Below are 23,737 nucleotides of genomic sequence, written 5' to 3' on the forward strand. Positions count from 1 at the left end.
ATTCCTACGGCCTGCAGTACGTCGCCTGCGCGGCGGCGATATAGGTCTGGGCGGCCTCCTGGGCCTGCGTCTCGTTCATCTGAGTCCCGGCCGCGCTGGCCTCGACACCGACGTTCGCGGTGACGAAGGTCGAGATCTCGTCGGCCGTCACGCCCTGCGCCTGCGCGGCACAGATGTAGTTGGCCGTCGACACCGCGATATCGCCGTTGCCCGCCGGGGTGATGCCCTGCTTCTTCAGCTCGTCGAGAAAGCTCTGGCCTCGGTCGTCGATCTGACTCTCGGTGGGACCCGGGAAATCGTCGGGGACGGGTTGCGGCTGCTCCGGCGGCGCGGTGGCCGCCTCACCCGGGCTGGTGGTGGGGGCAGCAGTGGTGCTTTCTGCAGCAGATGTCGTCGAACTCGACTCGGTCGTCGTCGCAGCAGCCGTCGTGGTGCTCGTCGGGGCTCCGGTGGCCGTCGAGTCGTCACTTCCGCACGCCACCAGCATCGAGCTCGCCGCCACGGCCATGACTCCGAGAGACAGAGTCCGGGCCAGAGAGTTACGCGTCATCGATCGAAAATCCTTCGGTCGTCGGGTCGCAGGCGAGCGTACAGCCACGCTCTGAGAGAACTCTGAAGCCGTGATCGGATCCGGTTACGGAGCGATCGTGGCCACGCCGTCCTTGACGGTGATGATGCCGAACTGGAAGTTCTGCTGCTTACCGCCACCGTCGATGTCGAACTGATCGCTGGTGGGGTAGCCCAGCCGGCCCCCTTCGTAGCCGACCGATCCCCAGGCATCGAAGATCGGACCGTACGGGGTGGACCAGGCACCGCTGAGCGGGCTCCAGTAGATGTTGCCCGTCTCGAACTGGTTGAAGCGTCCACCGTCCCGGATCGGTCCGATCTCGTTGGACTTGGGGAACCCGAGAGGGCCGCTCTCCCAGCCCAATTCACCGTACTTGCCGAGGATCATGCCCTGCACCGAGTGCACGCCTGCATCGGGCGAGGTGTAGATGGCACCGATCTCGAAGCCCTGCACCGATCCGGGCTTGTTCGGCGTTTCGACCTCGTCGAGCACCGGGTAGCCGAGCGGCCCGCCCTCGTAGCCCTGGGCGGCCCACTCGTCGAGTACAGCTCCCTTGACCACGTGAGCACCGGTCTGCGGCGTGAAGTAGACCATGCCGTTCTGGAATGCGTTGAAACGTCCTCGGCCGTCGGGGGTACCGATCTCACCGGTCGTCGGGAAGCCGAGTACGCCTTCGGGGCCCTGGTTGCCCTGATAGATGCCACCGATTGCGCCGGCCACTACCTGCGCGCCGGTGTCCGGGGTGAAGAAGACCCGGCCGAACGTGAAGTCCTGAGCGCGTCCGCCTGCGACGTTGTACTCCTCGGTGAGGCACGCGCCGAGCCAGGAATTGGCACCGCTCGCATTGCCGATCAGTCCGGCGACGGTGCACGCGGGCTTGTCCGCCTCGACACCGAGTGCGGTGGCGAGCTGCGGCCACAGCTGGTGCAACTCGAACTGCCAGTACGGCCACGAATGTGTGCCCGACGGCCGGTAGTTGACCTGAGCCGGAATACCGAGCTGGTTGAGCTTGGTGGCGAAGGTCTGGGAGGTCAACCGCGACAGAATCTCGAGGCCCATGCCGGCGTAGTTGGTGCTCACACCGGGGATGGGCGACGGCTGATCGTACGGTCCGGTGGAGCCGTTGCCACTGGAGATGTAGAGACTGACGCCCTCGAGCTTGTCGGCCAGCATGTACGGATCGTGCTGAGCCCACAGCGAATTGGAGGGCGAACCCCACATGGCCTTGGAATCGAAACCGCCGGCGTCGGTCATCGCGTACTGGATGGCCTGCGGCATGCCGAGTGACGTGGTGCTCAGGATGCCCGAGAGCGAGCCGGCGAACGCGAAGAAGCCGGGGTTACGCGCGGCGAGGAACATCGCGGACGTGCCGCCCATCGACAATCCCACGACGCCGCGAGTATCGGTGCTGCGCCAATCCCGCTCGAGAATGGGCGGGAGCTCCTTGGTCAGGAACGTCTCCCACTGGTAGTTCTTGCCGTTGTCCTGGTCGACCCAGTCGGAGTAGAAGCTGGACTGGCCACCGATGGGAAGCACCACGTTGACGTTCTTGTCGGCGAAGTACGACTCGGCGTCGGTCTCGGCCGTCCAGCCGTTCTCCTGATCGGTCGCGCGCAGACCGTCGAGCATGTAGACCTGCGGGAACGTCGCCTGCGGGTTGATGTTCCAGTCCCGGGCGAGCAGCAGCTGAACCTGGATGGGCGTACCCATCGAGGGCGACTCTATCCACAGCGCGACGCGGCGATCGGAGAGCCAGTCCACCGATGTCACGGTCGCACCCGAGGTCTGGGTGTAGGCCGGCCCGGCGAGCGCAATCGGGGAGGCAGCCGCGATCGGAGCAGCAGCGGCCACCGTCGTCGCCGCAAAGGGAATCATCAACGCGGATGCGACGGTCAGTACTGCTGCCGCCCGCCCGGCCCGTGAGCCGGCCGAGGTGATCCGACCGAACCGAACAAGCCCAGTGCGCATGATGGTGACTCTCTTTCGACGTGAACTCTCGAAGGTCTCGTGGGGAGACATGCTTCGTATGTCTTTCTACACGTGCCGGGTGGCGCGGGACAGCAGACGCGCTGTGACTGGTGGTGCAATTGTGAATGGATGTGCTCGAACGATCCCGTCGCAACCGGAAGATGCCGCCCTGCGCAGGAACGCAGGGCGGCATCTCACGAGCATCGACTATCCATCGAGATCAGGCGTCGAGGGCATCCAGGATCTGGGTGCGAGCCTTCCACAGCTCGGCTCCCCAGTACGGCCAGGAGTGAATGCCGTTGGACGGGAAGCTGTAGGTGGCCGGAATACCCAACGTGTTCATCCGGATCTGGAAGGCCCGAGTGTTGGCGAGCGAAATTGCCTCGAGGGCCATGCCGTTGGCGGTGTTGTAGAAATCGATCGGTGCGGCCGGTCGATCGAACTGGCCGGGCAGGCCACTGGCTGCCGAGATGTACAGCGACAGTCCCTGCAGACGGGGCGCGAACACGAACGGGTCGTTACGCAACCATGCCGGGTTCCACGGCGGGCCCCACATGGAGTCGACATTGAAACGGCCCGCGTCGAGCATTGCAATGCGGATGGCCTCGCGCATGCCGGGTGCGGAGATGTTCAGGTAGCCCGAGAGCGATCCCGCGAACTTGAACTGATCGCGGTGGTACGCGGCGAGCGTCAGAGCGGCCGAACCACCCATGGACAGTCCGAGAACACCGTTGTTGTTGCGCGAGACACCGTAGTTCTCGAGGAACGCCGGAAGCTCCTGAGTCAGGAAGGTCTCCCACTTGTAGGTGACTTCCTGGCCGTTGAAGTTCGACGAGGTGTACCAGTCGCTGTAGAAGCTGGACTGTCCGCCGACGGGCATGACGAGGGTGACGTCGTCGTTGGCGAACTGATCCTGAGCGTTGGTCTCGAACGTCCATGCATTGCGGTCGTCGCGGGCACGCAGGCCGTCGAGCAGGTAGAGAGCAGCGTTACCGCCGCGGGCGGCCCACTGGACCTGAACCTTGATGGGGCCCATCTCGGACGGGACGATCAGGTCTTCGCGGCCACCGGCGGGAGCCTGGTGCACGACGGACGCGGGTGCCGCGACAGCGACGGCCCCGCCTACGACACCGGACGCGATGGGCAGAACGAGCGCTGCAGCGCCGATGCCGAGCAAGCGCTGACGCCAGCGCGAGGAGGCCTTCGGGGTGCTGCTGAGGCCGGCAAATCGCATGAAGTGGTGCTCTCTCTCATCTACGCGGTCTCCGCTGTCATGGCGGCCCCCGGCAATCGAACAGGGCGAACTGGTGGCCCCGTGAGGCCGAAGTGAAGCTGTGGGTGCTGGAACCGAGGTCCCGAAGCTGAGGTTCTGCTGAGAACAGGAGAACCGCTCGATGGAGGTTATTCCATCGAGCGGTTCCAAGGCAAAACTGTGATCACCGTCGCAGTTTCATCTCACCGTTTCCCCGAAACAGGAGACTATCCTGCCCCGTCCCCGCTGAACAGCCCTGAAAAGTCGTGAGTTATCACTAAGGGCCGATAAACGGGGCGGACGACCGAACCGTGCTGTGGTCGGGTCAGTTACCGATGTTGGCGCTCAGGTCCGGAGCCATGACGCGGATCTGCTCGCCCCAGTAACCCCACTGGTGAGTACCGACGGCCGGGAAGGCGTAGGTGACGTTGTTGGCACCGATGCTGGCCATGCGGATCTGGAAGGCGCGGCTGTTCGCCAACGCGATCGCCTCGAGGCCCATGCCGTTGGCGGTGTTGTAGTAGTCGATGAAGCTCCGCGGGCGATCGAGTCCGCCGGGCAGACCGCTACCTGCGAAGACCCACACCCGCGTGCCGTTGTCGCGCAGACGAGGTGCGAAGACGAACGGGTCGTTGCGCAGCCACGCCGGATCCCAGGGCGGTCCCCACATCGCGTCGATGTTGTACCGACCGGAGTCCAGCAATGCCAGACGCATTGCCTCGCGCATGCCCGGGGCCGAGATGTTCAGGTAGCCGGAGAGCGATCCCGCGTAGCTGAACTGATCCGGGTGGTAGGCGGCGAGGGTCAGAGCAGCCGAGCCGCCCATCGAGATGCCGATGACACCGTTGCGGTTGGGGTTGAAGCCGTAGTTGGCGCGCAGGTTCTCACGCAGGTTCTGCGTCAGGAAGGTTTCCCACTTGTACGTGGTGCGCTGGCCGTTGAAGTTCGACGGCGCGTACCAGTCGGAGTAGAAGCTCGACTGTCCGCCGACCGGCTGAACCACGTTGATGTTGTACCCGGCCAGTACTGCTCCGGCGTCGGTCTCGTGCTCCCAGCCCGAGATGTCCGACGTGGCGCGCAGGCCGTCGAGCAGGTAGACGACGCGGTTGGTGTTGCCGTCCGCGGCTCGCCAGACGCGGCTCTTGATCGGGCCCATGCTCGAGTCCGTCCAGACGTCGATGGCATTGCCGTCGAAGGCAGCGTTGGCGGTTGCGCCGCCACCCGCTACAGCCAAGCCCAGTGGCAGGACCATCGCCATCAGCATGGACGTGGCGGCGCGGCGTCCCCATGACCCCGCTCGCTTGTCTGCCCCACGCCTGTCCTCGGACCGGCTCTTCCATCTACCCAGCATGCACTCGACCTCTCAGCTGCTTCGTCGTCACATCGGTTACGCAATCAACGATTGATCTCGCAAGTTCATCACGTACGAGCCCGACCCAGGGTCTGGCGCATACATATCCTCCGCACATATCGCACGAAGTACGTCGTCCGTTACAGGATCGAGACAGCTCATCTTGGCGTCGACACCGAATCGGCGCAACCCGGTGATCTTCTCGTGTCCTGACGGCTAATTATCGGCTTTCAATACCGGAGCCGGTAAATCGCATCGCTGTATTTCGTACTTCGGCACTCGATCGAATCGATATCCGGCGTAGAAGAAGGACCGTTTGACATTTCGGACGAACAGATCCTTCGTCAGGGGCGCTCGATACGACGTCAACAATTCGACGGTATCGGGGCAGGTCAACGCCACCTGAGCTTCGGTGACCCAGTCCTCGTCCATGTACCAAGGGAGGAACGGATGGACGGCGACGAGTCCGAGATCGGCCACCACCCAGTCCGGATACAGGTTCTTGTCGTGCCCGATCCGGCCGTTCTCGAGTCGCTCGGTGTGCGAAGCCAACGGGTACGCCAAACCCATCTGATCGATGACCCGCACGTCGAGGCCGACGTTCATGCTCGTCATTCCGAGGTTGAGGAAGTAAACGGTGTGACCGAAACCACCCTCGGGGATGGGTAACGGTGGCGGAACGACGTCCCAGTAGGTGAATTGCGCCGACGGCAGCAGCAGGCCTCCGTCTGGGGTGGCCTCGATCGCCTCGACCATCGCTCGCATCCGCGGATAGTCGAGATAATCGGCGGCCAGGATCGGATGGGCATGCCCGGTGTTGAGTGAATAGAAGGCCCGTTCGTCGACGATGCCACTCCGACCGACGATCGAGCCCGTCGGCATACCCGTCGTATTCGCGGCCGCGACTGCCCAGACGACGATGCCACCCCAAACGACGAGGTCGGCGAAGAATACTGCCGCCGCCCGGTCCTTGGACCAGCGTGTCGGTAGGGCAACGGGCAACACGGAAATCGGCAACAACAGTGTGAACAACGCCGGCAGCAATGTTCGCCCGTGCATGAAATCGCCGCCGACGCGAATGGCGTACACGGCGAGGACGAGTCCACTGATCAATGCGAATACGACAACGGCGGTGGGTGTCCGCAGCGCTGCGAGCCAACCGCCGAGTGAGCGGGGCAACGACACTCGAACTCGCGACATCGACAGCGCCGCTCCGACCACCAGGAGTACGAGCGGCAACCACAGCAGGTACGGCCCCACCAGGTTGGACAGGTAAGCGAACCCCTGCGACCACTTGGCTCCGCCGGCATCCTTGGACACGGCCGTGTTGGGGTACGGCAGGCCGTAATAGCCCATGCGCCAGATCTGATAAGCCACCGGAACCGCTCCGGCGACGGCGAACACACGGAACCTGGACAGCCAGCTCTGCGGTGCCAGGAAGACCATCGCCAGAGCGAAGACCGCCACGATGGACAGCTCTGGACGCACCAGCGGGCCGAGACCCGCGAAGAAGGCCAGGAAGAGCAGCTCGACGCCACCGCCGCGGCGCTGCCCCCAGCGGACCATCAGCAACCACAGGGTCGCCAACCAGAAGATCACCAGGCAGGTCTCGAGCCCGGAGGTTGCGAAGTCACGGGCGGGAGGCACCGCGATGTAGACCAGCACGCCTGCCGGGAGGAACAGTGTCCGCGTGGCAGTGCGACCCCGAAGGGCGAACGTGCCGATCATCGCAATGACGACGGCAGCGGTGGAGAGCACGAGAGCGATCGTCAGCACCACGTACTCGAGGCGTCCCTCGCTCAGCCAACTGCCCGCGTACACCAGGTAGGTCCAGATGGTGCTGGTGTTGGTCTCGACCCGCTCGCCTGCGTTGAACACGGGGCCGTTGCCGGCTAGCAGGTTGCGGACCGTACGCAGGACGATCAGACCGTCGTCGGCGATCCAGCGACGTTCCCACGCACCCCAGAGGAACAACGCTCCGGCGACCACGGTCCCGACCCAGAAGACAGGCCTGGTGATCGATCCCCGAGCGGAGTTCTCCTCCCCCGTATCTCGCTGGTCAGGCGAGGTAGACAGCGACACCAACCACTCCGATCCACGCTATGGCGAGTAGCTGCAGAACCCTGTCTCCCAACGCGATCTCTTCGGGTTCGCCGGCCTCGCCGCCATCGACATCCACTGCGTATCGCAGGATTGCGATGGTAAACGGAATCATCGAGATGGCGAACCAGTTGGCACCCGTGCCCGCATCCTCCTGGAAGGCCCACAGGCCGTAGCAGATGACGACGGCCGTCGCCGACAGCGTCCAGACGAATCGCAAGTAGGTAGTCGTGTAGTTCTCGAGCGACTTCCGGATCTTCGCGCCGGTCCGTTCGGCGAGCTGCAGCTCCGCGTAGCGCTTACCGGCCGCCATGAACAGCGATCCGAACGCCATGATCAGCAGGAACCACTGCGACAGCGGAATCGACGCGGCGACCCCACCGGCGATGGCACGCAGCAGGAATCCCGAGGAGACGATGCAGATGTCGAGCACGGCCTGGTGCTTGAGGCCGAAGCAGTACGCCAGCTGAATGGCGATGTAGACGCCGATGACCAGAGCGAGCTTCCAGTTCGCGATGAACGAGAGGCCGATCGCGAGACCGAGTGAGACGACCGCCATCGCATAGGCGATATTGACGGGCAGTACGCCCGCGGCGATCGGCCGGAACCGCTTGGTGGGGTGCGCGCGGTCGGCTTCGACGTCCAGGGCGTCATTGACCAGGTAAACCCCGGACGCGGCAAAGCAGAACACGATGAATGCGAGCGCAACGGAGAGCAGCACGTCGGGGTCGGTGACCGAGCCCGCCGCCAGCGGCGCAGCCAGCACCAGAACGTTCTTGACCCACTGACGCGGGCGCAGCGCCTTGACGATGCCGTCCGCCAGATTCTTCGGCGGTGCGCCTACGGGTGCGGCATCCTCGCTCATTTGTCTCCTTCGAACTTCACGACGGCCGCAGCCGTCAACGCGCCGAGTGCCGATCCGGCCAGCACATCGGTGGGGTAATGGACTCCGAGCACCAAGCGCGAGAGCAACATGGGTGGGACGAGGACCGCCGGTAACGGTAGCCCGGTCACGCGGCCGAGGAGAACCGCGGCCGCTGTGGTGGATGTCGCATGCGAGGACGGGAAGCTCAGCTTGCTGGGCGTCGAGACGTTGATGCGCACGGCCGGGTCGTGTGGACGCGGCCGCCGCACGATGCGTTTGATGACGATCGACGCAGCATGGGAGCCGACGGCCCCGACGGCCACCGACGCCCATTGCCGCCTCCGCGGCGGGTCCAATGCAGCGCCTATGCCGGCGATCGCCACCCAGCCGAGGGCGTGTTCGCCGAAGTGGGACATCCCGCGCGCGACGGCGATCGCTCCGGGGCCGCTTCCGACGGTGCTCTGCACCTTCTCGAGGATTCTGACTTCCGTCGCCGCCTCGGTCTGGCCTTTACGCCTGGTAACGAAAGACACGTTCCCACGTTTCCTTACTGGTCAGGTGCGGCACGGCATCACGGTATCGAGCTTTGAGGGCGGGGAATTCCGCTGCCAGCTGCTTGCGCAACGACAGTGCTTCCTTGAGCAACGCCGCGGCCTGCGCGCGGTCCCGCTTGCGGTAGACGACGCCCCGGCCGTCGGCGGTGGTGACGGTGACGCCGTCCACCTGGGAGAGCAGGAACCAGCGGGCGTCGAGGGTCGGCACGTTGAGCTGCGGTCGGTCGTGGTGCTGCTCGTGTGCGGGTTTGACGTTGTGCAGCAAGCCCTTTGCCAGACGCCGCACCTTGGAGATCGGGTTGGTCGGCTCGCCGACGGCACCGACCTCTTCCCCCGAGGCGAGCGGCAGCTGCGTGGAACTGCCGACGACGACGGCATCCGGGAATTCCTTGCGCAGTGCGTGCACAGTCTGGAGCGCCGTGGGCAGAATCTCGAGGATATTCTCCGGTCCGGCCAGGAAGTCGCGGATGGCGAGGTTCTGGATGGCGACCGTCGAGTATTCGAGACACAGCAGGTGTTTGACGGTGGCCTTGACGGTGTCGAGCACGAGGCTCTTGCCGTCGCCCGGCATGTGCAGTGCCGCGACCACCAGGCGGTTGCGTAGGTGGAAGTACGCCTGCCAGTCGATGGCGTCGTCCTTGTCACTCCACGCCATGTGCCAGATCGCCGCACCCGGCAGGGTCACCGTCGGGTAGCCCGCTTCCCTTGCGCGCAAGCCGTATTCGGCGTCGTCCCACTTGATGAACAGCGGCAGTGGTTGCCCGAGCTCCTCCGCGACCACACGCGGAATCATGCACATCCACCACCCGTTGTAATCCACGTCGATGCGCCGGTGCAGCAGCTTGCTGGTGCGCAGCGGATCCTCGGAGAAGTCGTGGTCGTACTCGACGTTCTGCGCGCCGGTCCACATGAAGTTGCTGCGGTCGATCACTTCGCCCATGACGTGCAGGTGGCTACGCGCCTGCAGGTTGAGCATCTGTCCGCCGACAAGCGTGGGAACCTTCGCGAAGCGCGACATCGCCAGCGCCCGCAGAATCGAGTCGGGTTCGATCTCGATGTCGTCGTCCATGAACAGAATGTGTTGGCACGCAGTGTTGTTCAGCGCCTCGTACATGATGCGGCTGTAGCCGCCGGAACCGCCGAGGTTGGCCTGATCGTGGATGGCGAGTCGCCCGCCGAGGGCTGCTGCGGCCTCGTCGAAGCCCGGCTCGTCCTTCGCCTTGCGGGTGCCCTGATCGGGCATGATGACGGCCTGGATCACATCGAGCACCAGCGGATCGGAGCCAAGGGCGACAAGGGCTTTGACGGCGTCGGTCGGGCGATTGAAGGTGGGGATACCGACCGCGACGGTCGCCTCACCGGGAGCCTCGACCGGCGCGTACCAACCCGCACTCTCGAGGACGACCTCGGAGTCGGAGGTGATGTCGAACCAGATCCAGCCGCCGTCCTCGAAAGGGCCGAGGTCGATCAGAAACTCTTGCGCTGCATCGCCGTCCATGGCCTCGCGGCCTTCGACGTGAATGCGCGACGCGTCGGCCTTGGACCGGTAGACGTCGATTCGGCAGTGTCCGGAGACCTCGACGCGCAGCACCACGGACGTCAGGGTGCTGTAGCGCCGCCAGTAGCTCGCCGGAAAGGCATTGAAGTAGGTGCAGAACGAGACCTCGGACTCGGCACCGATCGTCACCGAGGTGCGCGAGAGCGAGTGTGCGCGTTTGGCGTTGGTGGTCGCTTCTTCGAGGTAGAGCGTGCGCACGTCGAGCGGTTCACCCGAGCGGGGCAGCAGTACCCGCTGCAACAGCGACTTTCCGAGGACGGGCACGACGTCTGCTACGCCGTCCGCGAGCAGGTGCTTGGCGGTCATTTGTCACCTGCCAGCGGCGTGCCGGTCTCGAAGTGTGGAGCCAGGGTGTTGTCGTACATGTTCAGTGCGCTGGCGATGGCCATGTGCATGTCGAGGTACTGGTAGGTGCCGAGCCTGCCACCGAACAGCACTCCGCTCGAGGCCGCTTCGGCTTTGGCCCGGTCGCGGTAGGCCTCGAGCTTGGCGCGGTCGTCGGGGGTGTTGATCGGGTAGTACGGCTCGTCGCCGCTCTTCGCGAACCGGGAGAACTCACGCATGATGACCGTCTTGTCGGTCGGGTAATCCCGTTCGGGGTGGAAGTGCCGGAACTCGTGGATGCGAATGAACGGCACGTCGCTGTCGTTGTAGTTCATCACCGGGGTGCCCTGGAAGTCGCCGGTGGGAAGAACTTCGGTCTCGAAGTCGATGGTGCGCCAACCCAATTCGCCCTCGGAGTAGTCGAAGTAGCGATCCAGCGGGCCGGTGTAGACGATCGGGGCGTCGGGGCTCTCGGCCACGAGCTCGGCCTTGACGTCGAACCAGTCGGTGTTCAACCGGACCTCGATGTTCTCGTCACGCGTCATGTTCTCGAGCCACGCGGTGTAGCCGTCGACCGGCAGGCCCTCGTAGGTGTCGTTGAAGTAGCGGTTGTCGAAGGTGTAGCGCACCGGCAACCGGGTGATGTTGCCTGCGGGCAGTTCCTTCGGATCGGTCTGCCACTGCTTGGCGGTGTAGTCCCGGATGAACGCCTCGTACAGCGGACGCCCGATCAGCGAGATCGCCTTCTCCTCGAAGTTCTGCGCGTCCTTGGAGTCGAACTCGCTGGACTGCTCCTCGATCAACGCACGGGCCTCGGCGGGTGAGAAGAACTTTCCGAAGAACTGCGAGATCAGACCCAGGCCCATCGGGAACTGGTACGACTGTCCGCCGTGCAGCGCGAAGACGCGGTGCTGGTAATCGGTGAAGTCGGTGAACTGGTTGACGTAATCCCACACCCGCTTGTTCGACGTATGGAACAGATGTGCGCCGTACTTGTGGATCTCGATACCAGTCTCGGGCTCGGCCTCGGAGTACGCATTGCCACCGAGGTGATGCCGACGATCCAGCACCAGAACACGCTTGCCGAGCTGGGACGCCGCCCGTTCGGCCACGGTCAGGCCGAAGAACCCGGATCCGACGACGATCAAGTCGTAGCGGCCGGTCGCGGAGGCGTCGGAAGAGGTGGTCTCGGAGCTCACAGCAGTCACGGGCAACCAGGGTATCCGACGATCGTGACCGGCTTACCCCGCCAGGCGTCGGAGCAGGTACGTGTCCATCACCCAGCCGTGCGTCGCTTTGACGTCGTCGCGGGAGCGGCGGATGTCGGCGAGCACGTCGTCGAGCGGCCCCGCCACCAGCTTTTCGTCGACGGTCCCCAGATTCGCACCCCAATGAATGCCCCACCCCGTGCCGGTCAGCGCACTGCAGGCCAGATTGCCGTCGAGCATGACCACGAGATTGTCCAGTCCGGCGGCGACGTCGCTCGCGAGGTTCCTGCCGGTGGTGATCACGATCGGTCCCCCGATGCGGTTGAGCACCAGCCGGTGACTCGCAGCCAGCATCGACACACTGGATATGCCCGGTGTGACATCGAACTCGATGTTGTCGCGCAGCGCAGCCAACCGCTCTACGACGCGGATGGTGCTGTCGTAGAGCGCCGGGTCGCCCCAGACGAGGAATCCGACGACGGTGCCCTCGGCGAGACCGTCGAGCACCTGGGCGTACGCGCGGGCGCGGGCGTCGTGCCAATCGAGGACGGCGTTCTCGTACTGCCGGGGTGACCGGTCGCGCGGGGGGTCGGGCACCTCGATCACCCGGTAGCTGCCGCCGTGGTGACGCTCGAGCAGTGCCTGCCTGGCGGCACCGAGATCGCCGACGGACGCGCCCTTGTCGGCCACGATGAACACGTCCACGGCCCGCAGCTTCTCGACGGCCTGCACCGTCACCTGATCCGGGTGTCCCCCGCCGATGCCGACCAGATGGATCTTCACGAGCGGTCCCGGCACGCGTCGTACAGGTGGGATTCGACGGCGATGCGTCGGGACAGGGCAGGCCCCACCAGAATCACCGCCGCCTGACGCAGACCTTCTGCTTCCACCTGATCGGCGATATCGGCCAGGGTGCCGCGCAGAATCAGCTCGTCCGGCTTGCTGGCATGGAAGACGACCACGGCGGGGCAGTCCGCGCCGTAGAACTCGGTGAGTTCGTCGGCGATGATTCGGGTGCGGGTGATCCCCAGGTGCAACGCCAGCGTGGCGCGGGTGGCGGCGAAATTCTTCAGCGCCTCGGTGTCGGGCATCGCCGTCGATCTGGCCTGCGCGCGGGTGAGCACCACCGACTGCGTCACCTCGGGGACCGTCAGCTCGACGCCGAGCGAGGCCGCCGCGGCGGCGTAGGCCGGCACGCCGGGGGTGACGTCCCAGGGCACGCCTGCGGCGTCGAGTCGGGCGGACTGCTCTGCCAGCGCGGAATACAGGGAGGGATCGCCGGAGCACAGCCGGGCGACGTCATCCCCGCGCTCGTGGGCAGCGACCAGTTCGGCCGTGATGGCGTCGAGGTCGAGTTTCGCGGTGTCGACCAGGCGGGTACCGGCCGCGCAGTGCGCCAGAACCGCGTCGTCGATGTAGGTGCCGGCGTAGACGCACACCGGGCTGGTTCGTAGGAACTCGACGGCCCGCAGCGTGAGTAGGTCCGCAGCACCTGGCCCGGCTCCGATGAAGTGCACAGTCACAGCGAGAAGGTTAGGTCACGCGTCCGACGCGCCGCGCCGCCGCAGCTTCCCGACTGTGGCTAACTGTCAAGCTAAGGTTTAGCCTTGTGTCTGGTGGGACTCATGTTGCTGATGTTATTTGTGTGGTTCAGCAACCGAGGTCCTACGACGCGTACCTACCAACAATCAGGGAGTACCGCCTTGCCGAACCGTCGAACGAAGCCGTCGATCGTTCTCGGTGCTGTCGCATTGCTCGCCGTCGCGACCCCTTTTGCGGTCGCGGGGCTGACAGACAGCACGACTACCGGAGTTCGACCGGCCAACGAAACAACCCCGGTCAGCGTGCCGACGAAGATCGTCGAGACCGCACTGAGCTCAGCACCGGACATCGTGATTCCGCTGCAGGAGCTCACCGGCCTGCCGCTGCCCGATCTGCGGCTCTCCGATCTGAAGTACCTGCCGCTGCCGGACTCCATCGTGATCCCGCCGATCGAGATTCCTGACATTCCGGGCCTCACGACGCCGGTACCGGGCGGCGCAACCGCGCAGGCCCCGATTCCCAGGATGGACGCCTCGGCACCGGTGAACCCTGAAGCTGCCGACCCCACCGGTCCTCCGCTCGGTGCCGCGGTCAAGGAAATCTCGCAGGACACCCCGTTCAGCATGGTGGCGCTGGCCTCCGAGCAACTGAACGGCGCGACCGCTCAGGTTCGCCGCCAACTCGAAGACGGCTCCTGGGGCCCGTGGCTGGGAACCTCACCGGTGGACACCACGGCAAGCGACGCCGTTCCCACTGCGGAAAAGCAGGGCACCGAGCCGATCTTCGTCGGACTGACCAACGCGGTGCAGGTGTTGCTGACGCCACTGACGAGCAGCGCAGCTCCCGAAAGCTTCGCGACGCCTCCGGTTCCCGAGGTCCCGGTCGTCGAGATACCCGCCGCTGACGTTCCGGCCGCTGCTCCCGCCGCTGCGGAACAGCCTCTCGGCTACACCCCGGCGTCGGCGAGTAAGCCACTGCGCCAGCAAGACCCGGCACCGCTCGATCCGGCCGCACAGGATCCCGCTGCACCCGAGCCTGCACCGGCAGATCCGGCAGCGGATCCGGGCCAGGCGAATTCCGCCGAGCAGTTGGCTGCAGCCGTCGACGACATCAGTGCCGTCCTCATCACCCCCGGCACATCGCCCGTCGACTCGGCATTGAGCGACATCGCCACTCCTGTTGCCGGTGACGCGGGCCCCAAGGTCATCACCCGCGCACAGTGGGGTGCCGACGAGTCGATCCGTTGTGCCACACCGACGATCGACGACTTCATCGGCGGTGCCACCGTGCACCACACCGCAGGCAGCAACGACTACTCGAAGTCGGAATCGGCCGAGATCGTCCGTGCCATCTACGCGTACCACGCGCAGACGCTCGGCTGGTGCGACATCGGCTACAACGCAATCGTCGACAAGTACGGCCAGATCTTCGAGGGTCGCGCCGGTGGACTGGACAAGCCGGTTCAGGGTGCACACGCAGGCGGATTCAACGAGAACACCGTCGGTGTCGCCATGATGGGCGACTATTCCAGCGAGGATCCCTCGCAGGAAACCGTCGACTCCGTCGGCAAGTTCCTGGGATGGCGACTCGGCAATGCCGGTCTCGATCCGAAGGGCACCACCACGATGACTTCCGAGGGAACGGATTTCACGTTCGTCGGCAAGGGCAGGACCATCGACCTGCCGGTCATCTTCGGGCACCGCGACGTCGGCAACACCGAATGCCCCGGTGACGCCGGGTACGCACGCCTCGGGGAGATCCGTGAGATCGCCGCAGCCAATCTCGGCGGCGGAGAAGCCCCGGTGGAAACACCGGACACGACCGACACGGCTCCCGATACCGCGGCGACCGACCCGGCACCGTCACGTCCGGGCACCGACGTCAGTTCCGCTCTGGGCGAGAACATCCCGGCTCTCGTCGCCGAGTTGCAGCGGTTGGCGTCGACGAGTCCCGTCGCGCAGAAGTGGCTCTCCTCGGGCGGTGAAACCGGCGCGCTGGGCGTGCCGGTGAGCGGCCTGGTGCAGGTGAGCGGCGGCCGTGAGAAGGCGCAGTTCGCCAACGGCGAGATCATCACCAACATGGCCGGTCAGGCTGTGGCCGTCATCGGCAAGATCTTCCAGCAGTACGTGCAGCAAGGTGGCGTCGACGGTGTGCTCGGTCTGCCGCTCACCGACGAGTTCCGGGTGCCGGAGGGCTTCCGAACCGATTTCGAGAACGGTTCGCTGATCTTCAACGAGCTCACCGGAATCGTCACCACGGTGATCAAGACGTACAACGACACGTACAACGAGCAGATGCAGAACCCCGTGGCGGCGCCGGTCGAGCCGGCACCAGCACCGGAGCCTGCACCGGCGGGCTGACAGTAGAACGACGGACATTCGAACGACGAGGGCCGAGTCACCGTGGTGACTCGGCCCTTGTCGTGTGTGGCGAAGTGCGGCGTCACCACCAACGTTCGAGAACCCGCGCCACTCCGTCGTCTGCATTGGTGACGGTCACTTCGTTCGCGGCGGCCACGGCGGCCGGATGCGCGTTGCCCATGGCGACACCGAGGCCGACCATCGTCAGCATCGGAACGTCGTTGGGCATGTCCCCGAAGGCGACGATGTCTGCCACGTCCACAGACAGGGTCTCGGCGACCTTGGCCAGGCCCGATGCCTTTGTGACGCCGGGGGCCGACAGTTCGATCAGCCCGTTGTCGGTGGAGAAGGTCAGGTCGGCGCGGCCGGAGATCAGCGGCGAGAGAACGTTGGCCATGTGGCCGCTGGTCGATCCCGACAGCCGGATCAGCAACTTGACCGCGGGGACGTCGACGACGTCGTCCTCGGACATCTCGACGTTGTCGGGGTTGAGCCACGCGTGCTCGTATCCGGGAGAGCTCACGAACTGGGGCGTGGCCGCGTCGTGCGCCGACCGTCCGACACGCTCGGCCGCGAGACCGCAGCCGGGCAGCGCGCGGTAGGCAACCTCGGCCAGCCACTGCAGCGTCTCGACATCGAGGGTCTCGGCGCTGAGCACTCGGTCGGTGGCCGCGTCGTAGATGACCGCGCCATTGGCGCACACCGACATCGGCGCGTACCCGAGCCCGTCGACGACGGGGTGGATCCACCGCGGCGGCCTGCCGGTGGACAGCACGAACGGCACTCCGTCCGCGACGACGGCAGCAACAGCACGCTTGGTGCGTTCGCTGACTCGTTCGTGCTGGTCGAGCAGGGTGCCATCGACATCGCTGGCAACGAGTCGGGGGGCGAGGCGAGTGGTGTTCGGCGCGTTGGTCATCGTGACGTCATTCTGCCCTAGTGTCGAAGGACCCTGTTTTCGACATGCACGTCTTCGATGTGGAAGGAACGGTAGATGACATCCGTGAACCGTCAGATCCGCTTGGCTCAGCGGCCCGTGGGGCGTCCCGACGAGTCGACGTGGGATCTCACCGAGGAACCCATCCCCACCCCGGGCGACGGTGAATTCGTCGTCACCGTCGACTACGTCTCCCTCGATCCCGCCATGCGCGGTTGGCTCAACGATGCGCGCTCGTACGTACCTCCCGTCGGCATCGGTGAGGTGATGCGTGCTCACGCCGTCGGCCGTGTCCTGGAGTCGCGACATCCCGATTATGCTGTGGGCGAGGTTGTTTCGGGCTCGTTCGGCGTCACCGAGCATGCGATCTCGGACGGGTCGGGGGTACAGAAGGTCGACGAATCGATCGCGCCTGCGCCGACGTGGCTCGGAGCCCTCGGTTTCCCGGGATTGACGGCGTATTTCGGCCTGATGGACGTCGGCAAGCTCACCGAAGGCGATACCGTCGTCATCTCGGGGGCCGCCGGAGCCGTCGGCAGCATTGCCGGCCAGATCGCGAAGGCCAAGGGGGCCACTGTGATCGGCATCGCCGGCGGACCCGAGAAGTGCGCGTGGCTCACCGAGGAACTGGGCTTCGACGCAGCCATCGATTACAAGAACGAGTCGGTGTACAAGAGCCTCAAAGCGGCCGCACCCAAAGGTATCGACGTCTACTTCGACAACGTCGGCGGCGAAATTCTCGACGCAGCTCTCTCACGGCTGCGCAAGGGAGCGCGAGTGGTGTTGTGCGGAGCCATCTCCGGCTACAACGCCACCGAACCGCAGCCCGGGCCCGCGCACTATTTGTCCCTGCTCATCAACCGCGCGTCGATGACCGGGTTCATCATCTTCGACTACCTGGACCGCCTCCAAGAGGGTGTCGACGCTCTGTCGGAGCTGCTCACCAGCGGCAAGATGACGGCGCGCGAGCAGATCGAGATCGGCGGTGTCCCCGCCTTCGGTTCGACGCTCAATCTGCTGTTCGACGGTGCCAACACCGGCAAACTCGTCCTCGAGGTCGGCGAACGGACGCACGACTCGGAATTATGAGGGCGTCTCGTTCGTTGGACTCCACGTATCGACCGATAGAGAACTAGGAGAGCACATGTCTGCAGCCACCGAAACCGCCATCCTCGCCGGAGGGTGCTTCTGGGGAGCCGAGGAGCTCGTCCGCAAGCTTCCGGGAGTGGTCTCCACCCGCGTCGGGTACACCGGCGGCGAAGTTCCGAACGCGACGTACCGCAACCACGGCAACCACGCCGAGGGACTCGAGGTCGTCTACGACCCCACCCAAACGACATACCGGGATCTGCTCGAGTTCTTCTTCCAGATCCACGATCCGTCGACCAAGAACCGTCAGGGCAACGACATCGGTGCCAGCTACCGATCGGCCATCTTCTACCTGAACGACGAGCAGAAGCGCATCGCCGAGGACACCATCGCCGACGTCGACGCATCGGGCCTGTGGCCGGGCAAGGTCGTCACCGAGGTCACCCCGGCAGGCGACTTCTGGGAGGCCGAGCCCGAGCATCAGGACTACCTGCAGAAGTACCCCGAGGGATACACCTGCCACTGGGTACGTCCGGACTGGAAGCTGCCGCGTCGCGCCAACGCCTGACCTGAGCGGCTGCGCCGCATGTGCACGAGGAGCCTGCGGTCGTTCCGCAGGCTCCACTGCGCCTGCGGTCGTTCCGCAGGCTCCACTGCGATCTCGTAGCCTGCTACGAGGTTTCGCTCACATGGGTCAGCCCGGCAGATCGGACATGTCGAGGACGAACCTGTAGCGAACGTCGTTGGCCGCCAACCGATCGAAGGCCTCGTTCACCCGGGCGGACGGCATCGTCTCCACGTCGGCGACGATGCCGTTCTCGCCGCAGAAGTTCAGTAGATCCTGGGTGTAGCGGCGTCCGCCACTGCCCGCCGACGCCAGACTCTTTCGGCCGATCAGCAGGTCGATGAAATCGACCGTCGTGGATCCGAGGTAGCCGACGATGCACAGAGTTCCGTCGAGAGCGAGCGTGTTCAGGTAGGGCGCAAGATCTTGCTCGACGGGCACGCAGTCGATGATCAGATCCAGCGCGCCGGTCTGCTCGGCCATCTCGGCTTCGTCGGTGGACACGACGACGTGATGAGCTCCCAACTTCCTCGCGTCGGCGACTTTCGCTGCGCTGGTGGTGAATACGGTGACCTCCGCGCCCAGAGCGCGTCCCAGCTTGACCGCGAGATGACCGAGCCCGCCGATCCCGGCAACACCGAGGCGAACTCCCGGCCCGACATTCCACCGGCGTAACGGCTCCCATACGGTGATGCCGGCGCACATCAGCGGTGCCACCGCGGCCGGATCCAGATTGTCCGGGCGGTGATAGACGAACCGATCTCGAACCACGTACTCATCGGAATACGCACCGCGCGTGGTCGATCCATCGTGCCGGTCGCGGCCACCGTAGGTCAGCGTCGGGAACTCCCGACAGAAGTTCTCCTGCCCTGCCGCGCACATGTCGCACGTCCCGCACGAGTCGACGATGTTCCCCACGGCCACCGCGTCGCCGACGGCGAATGCCGTTACTGCGGAGCCGATCTCGGTCACTTCACCGACGAACTCATGCCCGGGAACCATCGGGAAGTCTCCGGCAGTTCGCGTCGAATGCAGGTCGGTGTGGCAGACCCCGCAGTACGTCACTCGCACAGCAACGTCGTCGGCGCGAAGATCCCGCCGATCGAAGGTCCACTGCTCCAGTGGCGCGGTCTTGTCGACAGCTCGATACCCGGTGGTCGTTCGCATGTGTATCCCCTTCAGAAGTAACCAACTGGTTGGAAACGTAGTCGAAGTATTGCAGCTTTTCAACCAACCAGTTGGAAATGTAGGCTTTCCGCATGGGAGATTCGACGGCTACCCGCGCTCGACTGCTGACTGCCGCCACCGAGGAGTTCGCCACGCACGGCATCGCCGGGGCCCGGGTGGACCGAATCGCAGCGGCGGCCGCGTCGAACAAGTCGTTGATCTACAGCTACTTCGGCAACAAGGACACGCTATTCGACATCGCCTTCGACACGCGCGTGGACACCGACATCGCCGAGATCCCCTTCACCCCGGACGACCTGCCGGGCTACGCGGAAAAGCTGTACGACATGTACCTCGGCGACCCCATGTTGGTACGCCTGCTGACGTGGGCGCGGCTCGAACGGACCCCGGTAGGACCCCTGTTCGACCGCAGGCCGGACCACGACGATGTGAAATTCGCGATGATCGCCGACGCTCAACGCGCCGGACTGCTCGTCGACGACGTGGACGCCGCCGATATCTGGGCGATGCTGATCGCGATGGCCGGCACTTGGGCACAGGCAGCCATCATCCACACCGCCGACCGCAGCGAACCCGAGGCGGACCACAATCGGCGTCGAGCAGCGCTTGCCGTCACAGTGCGGCGGGCGTTCTGTCGCTACGAGTAGGTACTGGTGACCGCAATGTCGTAACAGGGTCGAACTACCGCGCACATGAGGACCCGACTTGCGACACTGATTCGGTGACCTCCGACAGAACCCCTCGGTCGATGGCCGAAGTCCTTCGTTCACCGCGCTTCTGGCTCGCGCCGATCCTCGTCGTCTCGGTATTGATGTCCTTTCTCGCTGCCCTGTATCTGGGTGGTGTTCTCGATCCGCGCGGCAACTTGCACGACCTGCCCATCGCGATCGTCAACCAGGACGAGGGCGACACGCTCGCGGGCGAGCAACGCAATATCGGCAACGAGATCGTCGACGGGTTGATCCAGAACGTCGACCCCGAGAAGGTCGACTTCCAGGAAGTGGGCCCGGCTCAGGCCGAATCGCTGCTGTCCACGGCCCAGGTCTACGGCTCCATCGTCATCCCCAGTGATTTCACCAAGAGGATGGGAATCCTGGCGCAGGCGAGTGTGATTCCCGGAGATGTCGAAAAGCCGATCATCACGGTCTACACCAATCCCCGAGCAGGCAGTTTCGGGATGTCACTCGTGACAGGGGTCGCCACTCCTGCATTCGAGTCGGTGAATCAGACCGTGGGCGAACAGGTATCCGAGCAGGTACGTCAGGAGCTCGGCGACACTCCCTTGGCCGGCGCGAGCGCACTGACGCTGGCAGAGCCGATCAATGTCATTGTCGCCCAACACGACCCACTGCCCGACGGTACCGGCGGCGGTCTGTCGGCGTTCTATTACGCGCTTCTGCTCGTCCTGGCAGGATTCACTGGCGCGACCATCGTGAGCACTCTCGTCGACGGGCTGCTCGGATTCACTCCCACCGAAATAGGACCGAAGTACATCCACCGCGGACCCACACGGATAAGTCGATTCCAGACCTTGCTCGTCAAATGGCTCGTGATGTTCGTTCTCGCCATGCTGGTGTCCGGTCTGTATCTGCTGATCAGCCACCTACTCGGTATGCCCATCACCCATGCGTGGACGCTGTGGATGTACGGCGCATTCGCGATCACCGCCGTCGGAATCACGGCGGTGGCGGTGATGTCTGCGTTCGGTACCGCCGGGTTGCTGGTCAACCTGATTGTCTTCATCATTCTGGCGCTGCCGTCGTCGGGCGGCACGATTCCTCTCGAAGCGAGCCCACCGGTCTTCACCTGGCTGGCGCAGTTCGAGCCGATGCACCAGATCTTCCTCGGCACCCGATCGATCCTGTACTTCAACGCCTCGCCCGACGCCGGCCTGCTGCATTCGGTGGGTATGACGTCGCTCGGGCTGCTCATCGGGCTCGGGTTCGGCCTGGCATTCACCCTTCTCTACGACCGTAAGGGCCTCGACCGAGGCCTCGATTCACCTCTTGCCCGCAGCTGACGCCGGTACACTCGATCCAATGCTTGCTGTGAATACGGCCGGGCGGGTCGCACCCCGGCGCGCCTTCCACGCTTACCTCGACGTCGCCATCGTCGTTCTCGTACTTGTGGGCACCAATCTGATCGCGCACTTCACCACGGTGTGGGCCAGTATTGCGACGGTTCCGATCGCCGCTGTTCTGCTGGTCGTCCTGGCGAACCGTCGTGGTCTGGGTTGGGCCGAACTCGGACTGTCTCCGAAGCAGTGGAAGACCGGTTCGCTGTACGCACTAGGAGCCGTCGGGGTCGTCCTCACCGTCGTCGCGATCGGCGCGTTGTTGCCACTCACTCGGCCCTTCTTCATGGCCGATCGATATGCGACCGTGTCCGCCGCCATCGTTGCATCGATGATCGTCATCCCGCTCCAGACCGTCATCCCAGAAGAACTCGCGTTCCGCGGGGTGCTGCACGGCACGCTGGGCCGCATCTACGGCGCACGGGGCGTGTTCGCTGCGGGGTCGCTTCTGTTCGGTCTGTGGCACATCGCGTCCTCGCTCGGCCTCACGGCAGGCAACGTGGGGCTCAGCGGATTCCTCGGCGGTGGACTGTTCGGGCAGATCGTCGGAATTGCACTGGCCGTCGTCGCCACTGCGGCAGCGGGCGTGGTGTTCACGTGGCTGAGAAGCCGCAGCGGCAGTCTCATCGCACCCATCGCCCTGCACTGGTCGTTGAACGGACTCGGCGCACTGGCGGCCGCCCTCGTGTGGCACGCGTCGGTGAGCTGACGGTCTTGAAAGAGGACCTGCATGAGTATCTGCGCATCGCGCGCAAGAACATGCTGTGGAAACTCGACGGCCTCACCGAATACCAAAAGCGCCGACCGATGACGCCGACCGGCACCAACCTGTTGGGCATGATCAAGCACCTGGCGATAGTCGAGTACGGCTACTTCGGCCTGACTTTCGGGCGCGAGTTTCCGGCCAGGTTCGCGGAACTGGAGGCATCGGCCATTGCCCGACTCAATGCCGATATGTGGGCCACGGCCGATGAGTCGTCCGAGTCCATCGTCGACCTGTACCGCGAAGCCTGGGTGCACGCCGACAAGACAATCGATGCTCTCGAGTTGAATTCGTTGGGCCGCGTGCAGCATTGGCCGGCGGACAAGCAAGAAGTGACGTTGCATCGTGTGCTGGTGCACCTGTGCATCGAAACGAATCGACATGCCGGGCACGCGGACATAATTCGTGAACTCATCGACGATTCCGTGGGACTGCGACTCGGCAACGAGAACATGGCCGACGGCGACGCAGCATGGTGGGCGCAGTACCGATCCGAGCTGGAAACCGTTGCGCGAGAGGCTGATCAGTGACCCTCCACTGACTGAGGGGCGCGGTTCCGCAGGATTGCGCGTGTAGCCCGAAAGTTGATGCCGCGATTCCCATCGGCCCCTCGGCGCGGTTCTCGAACGGCCTGGAGTTCGGGTTCTCCCGTCCGTGTCATCGGCGGACCCGGTCGCACGTAGACCTTCCGGTCTGCAAGCGTCGCATCGATCCGCCGACGTGGACATGTCAGTTCGACGAGCCTGCGTGTCGGGCGCGATCTGCGCGACGCGCCATTTCTGGGTCGATACCACAAGCCACCGACAGGTTTCGGTTCACGAATCCTTCTGCACAGCAATAGTTTTCGATTCAACAATGGTTGCCACTCGAACGCATGTTCGATACACTTGCACCCATGAACACGGAGACCTGGCAACTGAGCGAAGCGCAACTGCTCGCCGACGCCGTCGCGGTCTCCCACGACATCCAGTTGCTGGAAGCACGCCGGATCGCTCTAATCGCCGAGATCGACACCCGCGTCTCGCGGGAGAAGCTCGGCTTCCCCGGGCCTGCCGGCTGGCTGACCTCCACCACCCTGCTCACCCCGAGCAAAGCGAACAAGATCGTCGCCCTCGCCCGCGGACTGAAGAACTTCCCCGACATCGCCGACGCCGTGAACACCGGCAGTATCTCCATCGACCACGCCGCCCTGATCCTCGACTTCGCCGAAACACCACCGAAAAACCTCCCCCAACAAGGCCAAGACGACGCCAGAGCGGCACTGCTGAAGTCCGCGACCGGGCCCGAAGCCCGCACAGGCCCACTACGCGCAGCGATCACCCGCCTCCACGACACCTTCGGAGGCAAGACACCACCCGCCGAGGACACCGACCGCACACCACATCCGGCACTGGACCGACGGTGGCCCCACAGACATGAACAACCTCGTCCTGCTCTGCGGATTTCATCATCGACTCATCCATCATTCGGA

The 23,737-nt window shown here is 64.7% G+C and carries 21 protein-coding genes and 1 pseudogene; 9 read left to right on the forward strand and 13 right to left on the reverse strand.

Annotated features, from left to right (window positions below; translation table 11 throughout):
• Positions 1–4 precede the first annotated feature (4 nt).
• From ACIGGF_RS23790 to cobM, 11 genes are all read right to left on the reverse strand, one after another.
• Positions 5–550, reverse strand: coding sequence for a DUF732 domain-containing protein (locus tag ACIGGF_RS23790; protein ID WP_397523555.1), 546 nt, complete (start codon positions 548–550; stop codon positions 5–7).
• A gap of 84 nt (positions 551–634) precedes the next feature.
• Positions 635–2,536 (reverse strand): alpha/beta hydrolase-fold protein, encoded by a 1,902-nt coding sequence (locus tag ACIGGF_RS23795; protein ID WP_397523556.1) that lies wholly within the window; start codon positions 2,534–2,536, stop codon positions 635–637.
• Between the two features lie 220 nt (positions 2,537–2,756).
• Positions 2,757–3,770, reverse strand: coding sequence for an alpha/beta hydrolase (locus tag ACIGGF_RS23800; protein WP_397523557.1), 1,014 nt, complete (start codon positions 3,768–3,770; stop codon positions 2,757–2,759).
• A 343-nt stretch (positions 3,771–4,113) separates the two neighbouring features.
• Positions 4,114–5,139 carry an alpha/beta hydrolase gene (locus ACIGGF_RS23805; protein ID WP_397523558.1) on the reverse strand — a complete coding sequence of 342 codons (1,026 nt, stop codon included), beginning with the start codon at positions 5,137–5,139 and terminating at the stop codon, positions 4,114–4,116.
• Between the two features lie 216 nt (positions 5,140–5,355).
• The gene (gene zomB, locus ACIGGF_RS23810) at positions 5,356–7,221 is read right to left on the reverse strand and encodes a flagellar motor control protein ZomB (protein WP_397523559.1); all 1,866 of its coding nucleotides are present in this window, start codon (positions 7,219–7,221) and stop codon (positions 5,356–5,358) included.
• Positions 7,199–8,104, reverse strand: coding sequence for a decaprenyl-phosphate phosphoribosyltransferase (locus ACIGGF_RS23815; protein WP_397523560.1), 906 nt, complete (start codon positions 8,102–8,104; stop codon positions 7,199–7,201). Before ACIGGF_RS23815 ends, zomB begins: the two co-directional genes overlap by 23 nt.
• On the reverse strand, positions 8,101–8,637 hold the full coding sequence (locus ACIGGF_RS23820; RefSeq protein ID WP_397523561.1) for a phosphatase PAP2 family protein: 537 nt from the start codon (positions 8,635–8,637) through the stop codon (positions 8,101–8,103). The genes ACIGGF_RS23815 and ACIGGF_RS23820 overlap by 4 nt, the downstream gene beginning before the upstream one ends.
• The gene (locus ACIGGF_RS23825; RefSeq protein ID WP_397523562.1) at positions 8,615–10,522 is read right to left on the reverse strand and encodes a glycosyltransferase; all 1,908 of its coding nucleotides are present in this window, start codon (positions 10,520–10,522) and stop codon (positions 8,615–8,617) included. The genes ACIGGF_RS23820 and ACIGGF_RS23825 overlap by 23 nt, the downstream gene beginning before the upstream one ends.
• On the reverse strand, positions 10,519–11,748 hold the full coding sequence (gene glf, locus ACIGGF_RS23830; RefSeq protein WP_397523563.1) for a UDP-galactopyranose mutase: 1,230 nt from the start codon (positions 11,746–11,748) through the stop codon (positions 10,519–10,521). The genes ACIGGF_RS23825 and glf overlap by 4 nt, the downstream gene beginning before the upstream one ends.
• Positions 11,749–11,781: 33 nt before the next feature.
• Positions 11,782–12,531: a precorrin-6A synthase (deacetylating) gene (gene cobF / locus ACIGGF_RS23835; protein WP_397523564.1), complete on the reverse strand. Its 750-nt coding sequence runs from the start codon at positions 12,529–12,531 to the stop codon at positions 11,782–11,784.
• Complete coding sequence (gene cobM, locus ACIGGF_RS23840) at positions 12,528–13,271, reverse strand: precorrin-4 C(11)-methyltransferase (protein WP_397523565.1); 744 nt, start codon at positions 13,269–13,271, stop codon at positions 12,528–12,530. Before cobM ends, cobF begins: the two co-directional genes overlap by 4 nt.
• 180 nt (positions 13,272–13,451) lie before the next feature.
• On the opposite strand from cobM, the gene ACIGGF_RS23845 reads away from it, so the two are divergent.
• Positions 13,452–15,650, forward strand: a complete 2,199-nt coding sequence (locus ACIGGF_RS23845) for an N-acetylmuramoyl-L-alanine amidase (RefSeq protein WP_397523566.1) — start codon at positions 13,452–13,454, stop codon at positions 15,648–15,650.
• A gap of 82 nt (positions 15,651–15,732) precedes the next feature.
• Here ACIGGF_RS23845 and ACIGGF_RS23850 read toward each other — a convergent pair whose 3' ends face one another.
• Entirely contained in the window at positions 15,733–16,569 is an 837-nt protein-coding gene (locus ACIGGF_RS23850; RefSeq protein ID WP_397523567.1) for an HAD family hydrolase, read from the reverse strand.
• 75 nt (positions 16,570–16,644) lie between these two features.
• On the opposite strand from ACIGGF_RS23850, the gene ACIGGF_RS23855 reads away from it, so the two are divergent.
• Both ACIGGF_RS23855 and msrA read left to right on the forward strand, forming a co-directional pair.
• Positions 16,645–17,676 (forward strand): NADP-dependent oxidoreductase, encoded by a 1,032-nt coding sequence (locus tag ACIGGF_RS23855; RefSeq protein ID WP_397523568.1) that lies wholly within the window; start codon positions 16,645–16,647, stop codon positions 17,674–17,676.
• Positions 17,677–17,731: 55 nt separating this feature from the next.
• Complete coding sequence (gene msrA / locus ACIGGF_RS23860) at positions 17,732–18,244, forward strand: peptide-methionine (S)-S-oxide reductase MsrA (RefSeq protein ID WP_397523569.1); 513 nt, start codon at positions 17,732–17,734, stop codon at positions 18,242–18,244.
• A gap of 126 nt (positions 18,245–18,370) precedes the next feature.
• Here msrA and ACIGGF_RS23865 read toward each other — a convergent pair whose 3' ends face one another.
• Positions 18,371–19,408, reverse strand: coding sequence for an NAD(P)-dependent alcohol dehydrogenase (locus ACIGGF_RS23865; protein ID WP_397523570.1), 1,038 nt, complete (start codon positions 19,406–19,408; stop codon positions 18,371–18,373).
• 92 nt (positions 19,409–19,500) lie between these two features.
• Here ACIGGF_RS23865 and ACIGGF_RS23870 point away from each other — a divergent pair, with 92 nt between their 5' ends.
• The 6 genes and pseudogenes from ACIGGF_RS23870 to ACIGGF_RS23895 all read left to right on the forward strand — a co-directional run.
• The gene (locus ACIGGF_RS23870; RefSeq protein ID WP_397523571.1) at positions 19,501–20,076 is read left to right on the forward strand and encodes a TetR family transcriptional regulator; all 576 of its coding nucleotides are present in this window, start codon (positions 19,501–19,503) and stop codon (positions 20,074–20,076) included.
• Positions 20,077–20,150: 74 nt separating this feature from the next.
• Positions 20,151–21,449: a YhgE/Pip domain-containing protein gene (locus ACIGGF_RS23875; protein ID WP_397523572.1), complete on the forward strand. Its 1,299-nt coding sequence runs from the start codon at positions 20,151–20,153 to the stop codon at positions 21,447–21,449.
• 19 nt (positions 21,450–21,468) lie between these two features.
• A complete protein-coding gene (locus ACIGGF_RS23880) occupies positions 21,469–22,212 on the forward strand; it encodes a type II CAAX prenyl endopeptidase Rce1 family protein (RefSeq protein WP_397523573.1) in 744 nt (247 codons plus the stop codon).
• Positions 22,209–22,796, forward strand: coding sequence for a DinB family protein (locus tag ACIGGF_RS23885; protein ID WP_397523574.1), 588 nt, complete (start codon positions 22,209–22,211; stop codon positions 22,794–22,796). Before ACIGGF_RS23880 ends, ACIGGF_RS23885 begins: the two co-directional genes overlap by 4 nt.
• A 365-nt stretch (positions 22,797–23,161) precedes the next feature.
• A pseudogene (locus ACIGGF_RS23890) lies at positions 23,162–23,644 on the forward strand (DUF222 domain-containing protein); the annotation flags it as partial.
• Between the two features lie 4 nt (positions 23,645–23,648).
• The coding region (locus ACIGGF_RS23895) for an HNH endonuclease signature motif containing protein (protein ID WP_397523575.1) at positions 23,649–23,737 on the forward strand (89 nt) is incomplete at its 3' end.

Origin of the sequence: Rhodococcus sp. NPDC078407 (assembly GCF_044542515.1) — a bacterium.
Lineage (GTDB): Bacteria > Actinomycetota > Actinomycetes > Mycobacteriales > Mycobacteriaceae > Rhodococcoides.

Coding starts and splice junctions, on each gene's coding strand:
- ACIGGF_RS23790 (WP_397523555.1), bottom strand. CDS start 550: ATGACGCGTAACTCTCTGGCCCGGACTCTGTCTCTCGGAGTCATGGCC.
- ACIGGF_RS23795 (WP_397523556.1), bottom strand. CDS start 2,536: ATGCGCACTGGGCTTGTTCGGTTCGGTCGGATCACCTCGGCCGGCTCA.
- ACIGGF_RS23800 (WP_397523557.1), bottom strand. CDS start 3,770: ATGCGATTTGCCGGCCTCAGCAGCACCCCGAAGGCCTCCTCGCGCTGG.
- ACIGGF_RS23805 (WP_397523558.1), bottom strand. CDS start 5,139: ATGCTGGGTAGATGGAAGAGCCGGTCCGAGGACAGGCGTGGGGCAGAC.
- ACIGGF_RS23815 (WP_397523560.1), bottom strand. CDS start 8,104: ATGAGCGAGGATGCCGCACCCGTAGGCGCACCGCCGAAGAATCTGGCG.
- ACIGGF_RS23825 (WP_397523562.1), bottom strand. CDS start 10,522: ATGACCGCCAAGCACCTGCTCGCGGACGGCGTAGCAGACGTCGTGCCC.
- ACIGGF_RS23850 (WP_397523567.1), bottom strand. CDS start 16,569: ATGACCAACGCGCCGAACACCACTCGCCTCGCCCCCCGACTCGTTGCC.
- ACIGGF_RS23855 (WP_397523568.1), top strand. CDS start 16,645: ATGACATCCGTGAACCGTCAGATCCGCTTGGCTCAGCGGCCCGTGGGG.
- msrA (WP_397523569.1), top strand. CDS start 17,732: ATGTCTGCAGCCACCGAAACCGCCATCCTCGCCGGAGGGTGCTTCTGG.
- ACIGGF_RS23865 (WP_397523570.1), bottom strand. CDS start 19,408: ATGCGAACGACCACCGGGTATCGAGCTGTCGACAAGACCGCGCCACTG.
- ACIGGF_RS23870 (WP_397523571.1), top strand. CDS start 19,501: ATGGGAGATTCGACGGCTACCCGCGCTCGACTGCTGACTGCCGCCACC.
- ACIGGF_RS23880 (WP_397523573.1), top strand. CDS start 21,469: ATGCTTGCTGTGAATACGGCCGGGCGGGTCGCACCCCGGCGCGCCTTC.